Consider the following 12,547-nt stretch of genomic DNA (forward strand, 5'->3'; position numbering starts at 1 on the left):
CCCATCGGCGGACTGCGAGGCGTGCCTCACCGGCCCCGTTCCACCGCTTGCGTCCGTGGAGCGTCTCGCGCTTCATGGTCGCGTTCAGACTTTCCGCGGCGGCGTTGTCCGCGCTTGTGCCGACCGTGCCGCGCGATCTGGTCACGCCGAGCTCGTCACAGACCTGGGCGAACTTCTTCGACACATATTGCGCCCCGTTGTCGCTGTGAAATATTGCCCCGCGCGGACCGTTCCGGCCGCGGGCCTTCGCTGCGGCCCTGAGCGCGTCGGTGACCAGCGAGATCCTCATGTGGTCGGCGGTCGGCCGGCCCGTCAGGCGTTTCGAGCACAGGTCCAACACCGTGGCCAGGCAAAGGAATTGTCCGTCTCCGATGGGGAGGTAGGTGATGTCTCCCACGTACTTGGTGTTCGGCTCCTGGGCAGCAAAGTCCCGCTGGAGCAGGTCCGGCACCAATGTCGCCCACGGCTCGGGGATGATAGTGCGGACCTTCTTGCGCAGGTGCAGCCCGACGATGTGGAACATGCGCATGACGCGCTCGACCCGCTTGTGATTGACCGGCCTCCCGGCCTCCTTCAGCTCGGCGGTGACGCGCGGAACCCCATAGGTGCCGTCCGATTCCTGATGAATCCGATTGATGTGCTCGGCGAGTTCGGCATCCGCCCTCGCCCGGCCGGCCCGCGCGGATGCGCCGGCCAGCCACCGGTAGAAGCCGGCACGCGAGACCGTGAGTATCCGGCACGGCCGCTTGACGCCGAAGGCGCCACGGTGATCCTCGACGAACTGGAAGCGGCTGCTTACCAACTGGTCTCCGCCGCAGAATACTTCGCGGCCCTCCGCAGGATCTCCCGCTCGAGCTCGAGTTCCTTCACTCGCGCCCGCAGCTGCCGGTTCTCCTTCTCCATCGCGGTGGCCTCCACCGCCCCGGGCCGGACGGCCTGCTCGGCATCCCGCACCCACGTGCGGAGCGTCTCGTGATTGACGCCCAGGTCCCTGGCCACTGGCGCGTACGTCCCACTCGGGCTCGAGTGGTACAGCGCGACGGCATCGGCCCGGAACTCAGGAGAGTACTTCGACGTCCCCAACGGGAACTCCCGTCCTATGGATCATCACGATCCAATGATCAGGGTGTCCACGCACAAGGGGAAATGCCCCACGGCTGTCCTCGGGTGCCGGAATGCCGGGGGAGGCGGGCACGGAGCCGACCTCCCCCCGTGCGGTCAGGGGCGAGGTGCGCGACGGTCCCGCCGCTGCTCGAGCTCCTCCGCGCTGACCGGGATGAGCATCGGCTGGCCGGGTGCGCAGAACATCGTCACGACGAATGCGGATTCGGCGTCGGCGAGGTTGTTGCCGTCCTGGTAGTGGATGACGTCGCCGCCCGGCTCCCAGAAGGTCTCGCCGGCCTTGAGGACGCGCGCCGGCTCGCCCTCCAGCTCGAAGATCATCTCACCCTTGAGGACATAGCCGTAGGCAGGGCCGGAGTGGCGGTGTGGCGGGGCGCCCTCGCAGCCCGGCGGGAGGGTGACCAGGAGTGTCATCGCCTCGGCGCCCTCGGGTATCTGCCGTGCGCCGGGTACGGAGCCGATCACGTCGATCTTGGGCGGCGGTGTGGTCGCGTTGGGGTTCTCGATGTGGTGCGAATGTTCGGCGCTCATGGGTTTCCTCATCATTTGTGGTCGGTTGGATCTTCTTACGTCAGTTAAGACAGGGTGGAGTCGCGAAGTGTGACAGCCCTCGCCGCCGTCGGATGGCGACGACGATGGGGCGGCCAGAACGAGCCTGATCGGCCTGGGGCGTGTGTCACACCGGCAGCAGGTGCCCTGTCATAGGGGTGGAAGCAGGAAGAGCCTGCCGACCCAAGGAGTGCAGTGATGACCAAGTCCGTTCTTGAGCCTGGTGCGCAGGAGCTCGCGGACGCGACGGCCAACCCGCCACTTTTGTACGAGCTCGGCCCAGAGGGTGCCCGGAAGGTCCTGGACGAGCTACAGGCGGCGCCGGTGGACAAGCTGGACGTGGAGGAGAAGTGGATCACGGTGCCCGCCGAGGTGGGCGATGTGCAGGTACGCATTGTCAAGCCCGTCGGTACTCAAGGCATGCTGCCGGTCGTCCTCTACGTGCACGGCGGCGGCTGGGTCACCGGCAACGCCGGCACTCATGACCGTCTGGTGCGCGAGCTGGCTGTCGGGACGCATGCCGCCGTCGTGTTCGTCGAGTACGACCGTTCGCCGGAGGCCAGGTACCCGGTCGCCATCGAGCAGGCATACGCGACTGCCCACTGGATCACCGCGAAGGGCGCAGAGGAAGGCCTGGACGCTGCCCGTCTGGCTGTGGCCGGTGACTCCGTCGGCGGCAACATGACCGCGGCACTCACCCTCATGGCCAAGCAGCGCGGTGACGTGACCTTCGTGCACCAGTCGCTGTACTACCCCGTCACGGACGCGGCCCAGGACACCGAAAGCTACCGGGAATTCGCAGACGGCCCTTACCTCACAGCGAAGGCCATGGCCTGGTTCTGGGACTGCTACACCACCGACCCCGCCCAGCGGGCGGAGATCACCGCCTCGCCGCTCCGGGCGAGCTTGCAGGAGCTGCAGGGGCTGCCGCCGGCGCTCGTCATCGTCGACGACAGCGACGTGCTGCGGGACGAGGGCGAGGCGTACGCACGCAGGCTGACCCAGGCTGACGTTCCCACTACGAGCATCCGTATCAACGGCACCCTGCACGACTTCATGATGCTCAACCCGCTACGGTCCACGCAGGCCACAACAGCCGCGGTGGAGACGGCCATTCACACCTTGCGCACCGCCCTGCGCGGCAACTGACAGTTCTCCGCAGCTCAACCGCAGCATCTGAAGGACCAGCAGCGACGAAGCTGCTGCCCACCCTCGGCGCTCGTGCGCCGTGAACCCATCGGCGCAGGACAGTGACCATCCCTGTCCTCAGTGTTCACCGGCCCCACGGTCACGATGAGCAATGTGGGCGAGCCGATCCGCACGGTCGCTGTGGCACCCTGTCAAACCGTGCACGGGGAGCCCGGCCGATTCATCGAGCCGAGCCAATCCTCGGCCGCAGCACCTCCAGGTACGCCCCGGAGCTCCTACCCGCTCGCCGACTCCGGCCTGCCTCTCCATGACGCGCGGCAGCGTCCTGTCGCAACCGCGGCCATGTCCGTGGGTCCGGACACGGTCGAATTCTCTGCCTCGAAAGGGCCTCTCATGAACAACCGTTCGCTTTACCGACGTGCCCGCACTCCTCTCTCCCTCCTGGCTACCGCCACCGTCGCCGCCGCACTCTTCGCTGCATCGGTCGTCCCGGCGAGCGCCGGAAAAGCCACTTCCTCGCGGCACCGCAAGCCGACCGTCGTCCTCGTCCACGGCGCGTTCGCCGACTCCACCAGCTGGAACGACGTCGTCAAGAAGCTGAAGCGGGACGGCTATCCGGTGATCGCCGCGGCCGATCCGCTGCGCGGGCTGAGCAGCGACACCGCTTACATCAAGGACTTCCTGGCCAGCATTGACGGTCCGGTTGTGCTTGCCGGCCAATCCTACGGGGGTTCGGTCATCAGCGACACCGCCTACGGCGCCTACAACGTCAAGGCGCTCGTGTACATCGCTGCCTTCCTCCCTGAGAAGGGCGAGAGCGCGTTCGAGCTGTCGGGCAAGTTCCCGGGCAGCAGCTGAGCCACGCCACCCCGCATGGAAAGATCCGCCATGACGCCAGACGAACACCACCCAGCGCCCCCGACGGGAGACGCCATGCAGCACCACAACGGCGACCTCGCCGACACCCAGCAGGAACACTGGCAGCGCACCTACGGCGCCCACCCCGGCATGTACGGCCAGGAGCCTTCCGGCGCCGCCCAGTCCCAGGGCCTGGCCACGCGCGTAACCACCGCTGTTCACGACGTGCGCGAGCCGCTGCCGCTTCCCGACGCCTCCGTGGACGCCATCTACGCCCACATGCTGCTGTGCATGGCCCTGTCCACCCAGGAGATCCATGCCCTGGTCCGCGACGTCCGGCGCGTCCTCCGTAGGGGAGGCGTGTTCATCCGGCTACCGTTCCTCGCTGTCGCCGTACTTTTCCGGATCCTTCGCGCGATCCGAAGCCTGTGCGCAAGCCGCCGTCAGGTCACCTGCGTCAAGGCACGTGGCCCGCTACGGCATCGGTCCGCACGGCGCCCTGTTCCAGACGATGACCGGGACCCTGGTGGCCACCTCGGACTACTCGTCTTCCTACCCGTGACCACCCCAGGAAACCCGTCCCGTGCTCAGGCCCACACTGCTCGTCCGCGCGTAGGTTCTCTCCACGCGGACCGTGCTCAACTGCTGTGCGCCATCAGGTAATTGACGTGGCGGTCGGGGGGCTGCTTCACTGGAGCAGTGGCTGAGCCACTAGACCAAGAAGTCGCTGAACCAGTGGGCCACTAGACCAGTGAGCCGCTGAACCATTGACCGAAGCCTGGGAGATCCTCCGTGGCCGTCGAAAGCATTCCGCGCCGAACCGTGGTCGACCTGCTTGAAGCACGGCTGCGTGGCGACATTCTGAGCGGTACGCACGAACCCGGATCCCTGCTGCCCCCCGAGAGGGAGCTGGCCGCCGGGTACGGGGTCACCCGTACGACCTTGAAGCACGCGCTGACCCGGTTGGAGCAGGCGGGACTGCTGAGCACCCGGCACGGCATCGGCACGCGCATCCTGGATTACCTGCGGGTCGGCGGCGCCGACCTGCTTCCGATGCTGGCCGCACAGGACCCCACGTGGCTGCGGGAGGTCTTCGAGGTGCGGCGGCAGATCGGCACCCTGATCGCCGGCCGCGCGGCCGACCGGCGCACGGAACGACAGGCCCGGCGGCTGGAACACCTGCTGCGCCAGGTCGCGGACGGCCCGGACGCCGACGCCGTCCAGCTCGCCGACGTGGAAGTGCATCGCGAACTGGCGCGGGCCACGGGGAACCGGGTCTATGTGCTCCTCACGAACACGCTGTTCAACGCCTACCTTCCGGTACGGGCTTCGCTGCGGGCGCCGTTCGAGGACGCGGCGCGGGCGGCGGACCGGCTCGCGCCGGTGGTACGGGCCGTGGTCGACCGGGACGGCGAGGAGGCGCGGCGCGCGGCGGAGACGTATCTGGCCGTCACCGAGAAGATCATGCTCGGTTCGCTGAGCAGTTCTCACGGGCGTCCGACCGCCGACGGTCCCCGGTAGCCGCGCTTCCCGGCGGAGACTCCGGGCCCGCCGGCTCCCGTCGAGGCGAGGTGTGTGCGGCGAAGCGGCCCGACCTCGGGATGGCCCCGATCATGCACGGATGCCCGTTCATCTCACGTTTCGTCCATTGTCATGCATAGGTCAACGTTGACGTCCTGGTGAACGCCCGGCGGGGTGGGACCAGGTGCGCGGCTGCGACCCCCCAGGTGCCCGAGGCAATCCGGGCCCATCACCCCCAGGACGGCCGCCCGTTCACCGTGGGCGCGGCGGCGACCAACAACACAAGGAGCATGGTGAGCAGATCAAGCAAGAGACGCGGCGTCCTCATCGGCGTGATGCTGTCCGCGGCCATCGGCGGCACCGTCCAGCCGGCGATCGCCGCGCCGGTGCGGGACGCGGGAGACCAGGCCACGTCGTTCCGGAAGTCTCCGATGCGGTCGACCGAGCAGGAGATCGCGCGGGCGCTGTCCGCCTCGCTGCGCAACCCGCAGTGGCGCGAGCAGGTCCGTGCGGCCGCGCTCGGCACCGAGGACGTGGACCTCCAGGCACTGGCGGGCAGGACCGCCGCTCCGGAGGGCAAGAACCTGTTCGCTTCCGTCTCTGCCGCGGACCGTCGCATCGCGGGCCTGAAGGGCCTGCCCGCGTCGACCGGGTCGCTGTTGCGCGTTCGGCTGGGCGCGCCGTCCATGCGGTCGCACCTGAACGCCGAAGCCACCCCCTGGATCGCCGTCGCCGCGGCCGACGACGACGCCAAGACCATCACGGCGTACGACAGTCAGGGCCACACCCACGCCGTCGACACCGCGCGCGTCCCCGACCGCCCGCTGTACGTCCTGGACATCGACGTCACCAAGGCTCACCGGGCCGGCCTGAAGGTGCTGCAGAAGGCCTTCGCCGACAAGGGGCTGACCTCCCTCCCGTCGAAGCCGGCGAACAGCGCCGACGCCGCGAGCGCGGCGGGCTGGTGGGCGACCAAGGTCACGGCCGTCGAGGTGAACGACGACCAGGAGCCCTGGTTCAAGGGCGCCGCCGAGATGTTCTCGCTGGTGACCGGCTTCGGCCAGGACGGCACGGCACGCGTCGACTCGGTGGACATGCCCTACCTGGACTACGACGGCACCGTCTACTACCCGAACCAGATCCTGGTCAACTGGTCGAACTACAAGTACAACCTGGCCGACGTCGTCATGATGGAGGACGACGACGGCACCAACTACCGTGCGCTGGCACAGGCGATCACCACGGCGCTGCTCACCGTGACGGACCAGGGCACCTACATCCCGTTGGTGAACGCGGTCCTGAGCGCGATCCCCGACAGCTGGTTCACCGACGATCCCGACTACGTGGAGTCCTGGTACACCCTCGCCCAGAATTCCTCGGGCCGACTGAACGGCGCCTCGGGCAACGGCTGGATGACCGTCGAGCCCTACTTCGTCGAGGAGTTCTAGACCTCGCGCGCAAGCGCGGACCGGCCGCCGCACCTCGGTGAACGCGCCGGTCCGCGCCGAGCACACGGCCGTCGTGCCGGAGGCCGCATGCTCCCGACACCGCGGCGCAGCCGTGCCCGGCACTGACCAAGAAGGGCGCCTGCCGGACATCTGACCTGGTCAGGCACCCCTTTTCTGCGACGGGAAGAAGCCCAGCCGCATCGCCGAGGAGGACACCAGGAGGTGCTTCGGCTGCTGGTGATATATCGTCTGCGCGCCTCTGAGCAGCACGAATGCGGTTGAGGGAGCGGTGTGTCGGCCCTGGCCCGAGCATGGCCCGGATCTTGATCGCAGCCTGTGTCAGCGATTGCGGAGGCCGGTCCCGACGAGGTGAGCCGAAGCGAAGGGACTTGGCGACCGGTCGCTTCATGACCTGCCGCAATTGGTGCGACTGACCATCTTGGAGCGGGCTGGAGGCCGTGGAGCGAGAACCGCAGAGTGTTGAGCGAGGTCGGTTCACAGAGGTGGAGCGGGTAGAGGAGTACGGTGCTCAGCGGTGGTTCGGCGTGTGGTACTCGTCGTCCGGCTTCAGGACCGGACACGGAACGGAACGGGGCGGGCAGGGCGTAGGACGACGTCACGGGGTATCTACTTCACGGCCGGTGTTCTGGTCGTGAGCCAGGGCGTGGGTGACCGCGGTGGTGCTCTCGTACAGGACCCGGTACTGGGTGAACCGGCGGTCGTGGACACTCGCGGTGGCGGGCTCGGGCCGGACCACCGATTCCGCCGGATTCCAGGCCGCGATGTCCGGTCGGCCGATCAGCCCGGCGGCGAGGAAGGCGGCACCATAGCTGGCACCGATGGTCGTGCGGGCGACGATCTGTTCGAGACCGGTGACATCGCTGACGATCTGAGGCCACAGTCCGCCCCGGGTGCCGCCGCCGACCGCAACGATCCGCCGGATGTCGGCACCGGCCGCGAGCATCGTCTCGACGTTGTGCCGGACACCGTAGGCGGTGGCCTCCAGCGCCGCCCGCATCAGGTCGGCCCGGGTGTGACCCAGCGTCAGGCCCGCGATCACGCCCCGGGCGTCGGGGTCCATGACGGGTGTCCTTTCCCCGGCGAAGTACGGCAGCATCACCAGGCCGTTCGCACCCGGGGGCGAGGCGGCCGCCTCGTCGAACAGCACGCCGAGGTCGACGTCGCCGAAGAGGTGCCCGAGCCAGTCGGTGACGGCGCCGGAGGTGGCCATACCGCCGGCCAGGCTACGGGTGCCGGGCAGGGCGCCAACCGTGGACCACATCGACGGGCTGGTCACGAGCCGGTCGACGGTGTTCACCAGGAACATGGTGGTGCCGTACATCAACATGAGGTCGCCGACGCCGTGGCCGCCGACGCTGATGGCCTCGCTCCAGGCGTCGATCGTCCCCACGATGACCGGCGTCCCGGCCGGGACGCCCGCGACGGGCGTGCTCACCCGACCGGCCTCCTCGCCCGGCCAGCGCAGCGGGGGGAGTTCGATGCCGGGTGCGATGTGCTCGGCCCACTCGGGAATCCAGCGCTGCTCGTGGATGTCGAACAGCGGGGTGCACTGGCTGGCCGAATGCAGGTCCAGCACGTAGGCGCCGGTCAGCCGGTGGGCGAGCCACGAGGCAGGCATGAGGAGGCGGCGGGCGCGTGCCCACACCCCGGGCTCCCGCTCGCTGATCCAGGCGAGTTTCGGCCCGACGGCCTGGGACGACAGCGCCGAACCGCACCTGCGAAAGACGGTGTCCGACCCCAACTCGCGGTTCAGCCGGGCGATCTGTTCCTCGGCGCGGGTGTCCACCCCGTACAGCACCGCCGGACGCACCGGCTCTCCCGCGTCATCGACCAGAAGGGTGCACGGGCCCATGCCGCTGACTCCGACGGCGCGGACGGTGACGTCGTCGCGATCGAGCAACTCGGCCGCGAGCGAGACGAACTCGTCCCACCACACATGTGCGTCCATCTCGACGTGCCCCGGCCGGGGACGGTCGACCACGTGACTGCGTACGGCCTCACCCAGGATGCGGCCGACAGGGTCGACCACCACGCCCTTGGTGCTGGAGGTGCCAACGTCAACTCCAAAGACGACGTCGATCATGTACTGCCTCCCTTGGCGCGGGGTGCGCCACCGTAGGTTGTCGCTCGGTCCGGCTCCCGCGGTTCAGCCGGACGGCAGCCGGAGATGTCGTCACATCTGTACCTCGGACGAGCGCGGCTGCGTCCCCCCGGGTCTCCACGGCAGAACCCAAATACCGGATCCACGCCCAGTACACGGATTTCTCGGTCTGCTGGTGGCACAGAGGTAGCGCATTGCTGACCAGCGCAAAAAGCGCCCGTCGAGACTTTGGCAGGACCGCCGGCCCGGAAATGGTCCGGATCTCGACCGATGCGGTCCCTCGGACCGGGTGGCTGCCCGCGGCGCCACGCAGCGGTCGGAGCCGGAAAAAATGGGGGGTGCCCCCTACTGCATCCGCTCGCGCTCTGGTGTGACATGGCCATCGGCCGACACAGCCCTGTACGCCGAAAGCCGCACGCTGCTGGCGTAGAGCGATAACCCGCTCGCCGTGGCCGCGTGCGGTGGTGTCCATCCGTCGTGAGCTATGACGGTCCCCCATGGCACAGGTCGTGACGACTGTCCGTGGGCGTCCAGGACGGCCGCGTAATGCCAGCTCAGGGCATCCCAGCACGGGGGAGTCGGCACATTTGGTGAGAGCTGTGTGAGAGCGCGCGTGAGACGACGAAGCCCCACCGGAGTGCTCGGGTGGGGCTCCTGCGTGAGGTCGGCTCCGCACGGTTCGGTCGGTGCCCATGCGCTCCGCCCTTCCTGTGATGCTTTCGGGGGTGCTCTTCTTCCGGGATCGCACCCCTCCTGCAAGGGAACCGCTCCCTCACGGCACGCCTGGGCCACGCGTGTGCGGTGGAGCCGGCAGCGCAAATGGCCGAATCCCCTAGCGTAGCTAGTGCCGTGACCGGATAGGTTCACCGAGGTCTCGTGGTCTGCGGGTGCGTGAGTCACCGCTGCTCCCCGGCTTCGGCTGGTCGCAGGGCTGAGCGACCTCGTTCGCATGGTTGTAATCAACTTGCTGTCCGCCCCGGCGGGCGGGCAGGGTCTGGATCATGCTTGAACTACGCACTTTGGAATCAGACGACTGGCCCCTTTGGCGGGAGTTGCGACTGGCCGCGCTTGCTGAGGCGCCCTACGCGTTCGGATCGACGCTGGCCCAGTGGCAGGGCTCCGGCGACCGAGAGGAACGCTGGCGTGCCCGTCTGTCGATTCCTGGCGCGCACGATCTCGTCGCGCTCCTCGACGGCCTTCCAGTGGGCATGGCCAGCGGAGTGCCGGGCGAGGGAGCAGAGAACGTGGAGTTGATCTCGATGTGGGTCAACCCAACGGCTCGGGGCAAGGGCGTGGGCGACTACCTGATCCAGGCGGTCGAGCGGTGGGGGGCGGAGCGCGGCGCCACGACCTTGCGGTTGTCCGTCATGCCGGACAACCGCAAGGCGACCGCGCTCTATGAGCGGCACGGTTTCACGGACACGGGTGAGCCCGGCGATCTTCTGCCCGATGGCGTCGGCAGGGAGCGGGTCATGGCGAAGAGCCTGGCCGCTGTCTGATCTCCACATCCGGGCACGGCCGGATCCCTCACTTGGTCAGGCTGCGGGCGAGGGGGCGTCCGCCCCAGCGAATGCCCTTCTTGCTGCGGATGCGGGCGCGTTCGCGACGCTGTGCCGCCAGGACGCCGGGATGGCGTGCGTTCTGGTTGCGCCAGTGCAAGTAGTGATGCAGCGCGCGGGTCTGGACTGTGTGGTGGGGGTGGTTCGAGTGGGCGAGGGTGAACTGCCGCAGCGGCCCGAAGTGCGCCTCGCGGTGATAGCTCGCCGGCAAGCGGTTGGGCTTGCCCTGCTTCGCCCCGCACAGGTCGGCGGTGGGGCGGATGCCGAGCGGGCCGAACGCGTCGAAGGCGAAGGTGCGCTCGGGCCGCTCGGTGAGCGCGTACTCGGGCGACGTTGCGCCGCAGGTGCTCGGAGAGCTTCTGGACCGACCAACGGGTGAAGGGCTGACCAAGCGTGACCGGCCGGGTGGTGGCCGTCCGGATGACGAAGCCCTCGTCGTCATCGCTGAGCGCGGCTTCCTGCTCTGCGGGCTCGGGCGCGCCGCCGAGGCGATCACGGCCTTCGGCCGCGCGCTGGAAGCCGATCCGGTCTTCTGGCGTCAGGGACAGGCACCACGAGATGATCACCCTATGGCGGATGTGATCTTCTTCGATCTGGACGGCACCCTGGTCGATCATCGAAGCGCGGTCTTGGAAACGATCGGCCAGATCGTCCAGTCTGCGCCGAACGCGGCGGCTCCACCGGAGGAGCTGGTGCCGTTGTGGTGGACGCTGGAGGCGCGCCACATGCGGGAATACCTGGCCGGTCAGTGCTCCTTCGCTGAGCACCACCGACGCAGGCTCCGTTCCTTCCTGCCGATGCTCGGTGAGCCGGTTCCGGAAAGTCCCGGCCTTCTGGACGCCTGGATCGCCGAGCGCTACCTCACCGTGTTCGAGGAGTCCTGGCGGTGTTATCCCGATGTCCAGCCCTGCCTGGAGACCCTGAAACGGCTTTCCCGAGGGCCGCGTCTGGCTGTTCTCACCAACGGGGACCCCGAGCAGCAGCGCGCCAAGCTCGCCCGCTTCGGCCTCCTGGAATACTTCGAAGCCGTCCTGACCCCGGCCGAGCTCGGTGTGGCCAAGCCCGTCGCCTACGCCGCCGCCTGCCGGTGGATGCGGACGGACCCCGCGCAGGCGGTCAACGTGGGCGACATGCTGGAAAGCGATGTGCACGCAGCCGCCCGCGCCGGGCTCACCGGCATCTGGCTGGACCGCGGCATCGACTTCGTCACCGGTGGACCATCGCCGACGGCAGACGAGACGGTGCTCCGCATCGAACGGCTCACCGACCTCCCGGACCACCTGTCACGCACGAACGTCTGACCGGCTCTCACGGCCGTCGTAAGTGAGCGGCCCGGGCCAACGCCTTCCCCGGGGCGCGCATCAGCTGCTTCCACTCCGGCCGTGGTTCATTGACCCTGGCCTGCAACCATCACGTACGTCCGCGTTCACCGTCCCGGACCGGGTGGGCACCTCGGTCACCGTCACCGCGTCGAGGCGGAGGAGGGGGCGGCGCCCTCGCGAGCCGCACCCTCTCCGGACTGAGCACGGGCCAGACGCTCACCATCACCGTGGCGAAAGGCGGCGAAGCCGGCGCAGGCGCCGGGAAACGAGGCCGTCGTGGACCTCGGTTCCCCGTGGGGCCAGTACGAATACGTCACCGCTATCGGTATCGCGGCCTGACCCGCAGGTCCACTGGGCCGCCTGTCGGCCGGGTGATGGATTCGGGGCGGTGGCGCATTCCCGCGTCGAAGGATAAGAAACCCATAAACTTCGGGTGCATGGCGGGGTGTTGCCGGGGAACTCGCTGCTTCGGAGGTTGATAACTATGGTTCCCCTGCTTCTCGTTCTTCTGCTGGCCCTGGTTCTCTTCGGTGCGGGTTTCGCGCTGAAGGCTCTGTGGATCGTGGCGGTGATCGTGCTGGCCGTGTGGCTGCTCGGTTTCGTCATGCGTTCCGCCGGAACCGGCGGCAGCCGTGGCCGTTGGTACCGCTGGTAGCGCACGGCAGTCCCACCCCCTGATGCGGGGCGGCCCCGGACGCAGGCGTCCGGGGCCGCCCCGCACGCATGTGACTCTTGGGTGAAGATGCCGGCGCCGACGCGCGGGCGGTGGGGGAGCGGGGCAGGAGAGCGGTGTGGCCGGGAGGCCCGCTGTGCGCGCCCGGAACCGCGCACCTCCAACACGGCGGACTTCCCGGGCACACCCGGCCGCACGCCTCGGGCAGACCGTGGAAGCAGTAC

General features: G+C 68.6%; 9 protein-coding genes and 3 pseudogenes. 8 read left to right on the forward strand and 4 right to left on the reverse strand.

The features are described 5' to 3' along the window. Position 1: 1 nt before the first annotated feature. A pseudogene (locus tag AAFF41_RS42600) lies at positions 2 to 1,083 on the reverse strand (IS3 family transposase); the annotation flags it as partial. A gap of 135 nt (positions 1,084 to 1,218) precedes the next feature. Continuing rightward, complete coding sequence (locus tag AAFF41_RS42605) at positions 1,219 to 1,653, reverse strand: cupin domain-containing protein (protein WP_099943992.1); 435 nt, start codon at positions 1,651 to 1,653, stop codon at positions 1,219 to 1,221. Between the two features lie 216 nt (positions 1,654 to 1,869). Between AAFF41_RS42605 and AAFF41_RS42610 the strand changes: the two genes are divergently transcribed. The 5 genes and pseudogenes from AAFF41_RS42610 to AAFF41_RS42630 all read left to right on the forward strand — a co-directional run bounded on the left by AAFF41_RS42610 (position 1,870) and on the right by AAFF41_RS42630 (position 6,647). Next, positions 1,870 to 2,820 carry an alpha/beta hydrolase gene (locus AAFF41_RS42610; protein WP_319753054.1) on the forward strand — a complete coding sequence of 317 codons (951 nt, stop codon included), beginning with the start codon at positions 1,870 to 1,872 and terminating at the stop codon, positions 2,818 to 2,820. 393 nt (positions 2,821 to 3,213) lie between these two features. Beyond that, a pseudogene (locus AAFF41_RS42615) lies at positions 3,214 to 3,675 on the forward strand (alpha/beta fold hydrolase); the annotation flags it as partial. 78 nt (positions 3,676 to 3,753) lie between these two features. Continuing rightward, positions 3,754 to 4,341 carry a methyltransferase domain-containing protein gene (locus tag AAFF41_RS42620; RefSeq protein ID WP_343325740.1) on the forward strand — a complete coding sequence of 196 codons (588 nt, stop codon included), beginning with the start codon at positions 3,754 to 3,756 and terminating at the stop codon, positions 4,339 to 4,341. Positions 4,342 to 4,470: 129 nt separating this feature from the next. Continuing rightward, entirely contained in the window at positions 4,471 to 5,199 is a 729-nt protein-coding gene (locus AAFF41_RS42625) for a FadR/GntR family transcriptional regulator (RefSeq protein ID WP_319753052.1), read from the forward strand. Between the two features lie 206 nt (positions 5,200 to 5,405). After that, positions 5,406 to 6,647: a DUF3103 family protein gene (locus tag AAFF41_RS42630; protein ID WP_319753051.1), complete on the forward strand. Its 1,242-nt coding sequence runs from the start codon at positions 5,406 to 5,408 to the stop codon at positions 6,645 to 6,647. A 616-nt stretch (positions 6,648 to 7,263) separates the two neighbouring features. On the opposite strand, the gene AAFF41_RS42635 is transcribed toward AAFF41_RS42630, so the two are convergent. Next, positions 7,264 to 8,751: an FGGY-family carbohydrate kinase gene (locus AAFF41_RS42635; RefSeq protein ID WP_319753050.1), complete on the reverse strand. Its 1,488-nt coding sequence runs from the start codon at positions 8,749 to 8,751 to the stop codon at positions 7,264 to 7,266. Between the two features lie 1,019 nt (positions 8,752 to 9,770). On the opposite strand from AAFF41_RS42635, the gene AAFF41_RS42640 reads away from it, so the two are divergent. Further along, positions 9,771 to 10,268, forward strand: coding sequence for a GNAT family N-acetyltransferase (locus AAFF41_RS42640; protein ID WP_217574613.1), 498 nt, complete (start codon positions 9,771 to 9,773; stop codon positions 10,266 to 10,268). A 28-nt stretch (positions 10,269 to 10,296) separates the two neighbouring features. Here AAFF41_RS42640 and AAFF41_RS42645 read toward each other — a convergent pair. Continuing rightward, positions 10,297 to 10,984, reverse strand: a pseudogene (locus AAFF41_RS42645) (hypothetical protein). Here AAFF41_RS42645 and AAFF41_RS42650 point away from each other — a divergent pair. After that, on the forward strand, positions 10,898 to 11,629 hold the full coding sequence (locus AAFF41_RS42650; protein ID WP_343325741.1) for an HAD family hydrolase: 732 nt from the start codon (positions 10,898 to 10,900) through the stop codon (positions 11,627 to 11,629). The pseudogene AAFF41_RS42645 and the gene AAFF41_RS42650 sit on opposite strands and share 87 nt — an antisense overlap. A 505-nt stretch (positions 11,630 to 12,134) precedes the next feature. Beyond that, on the forward strand, positions 12,135 to 12,305 hold the full coding sequence (locus AAFF41_RS42655) for a hypothetical protein (protein WP_054229772.1): 171 nt from the start codon (positions 12,135 to 12,137) through the stop codon (positions 12,303 to 12,305). Positions 12,306 to 12,547 lie beyond the last annotated feature (242 nt).

Source organism: Streptomyces mirabilis (genome assembly GCF_039503195.1).
GTDB lineage: Bacteria > Actinomycetota > Actinomycetes > Streptomycetales > Streptomycetaceae > Streptomyces > Streptomyces mirabilis_D.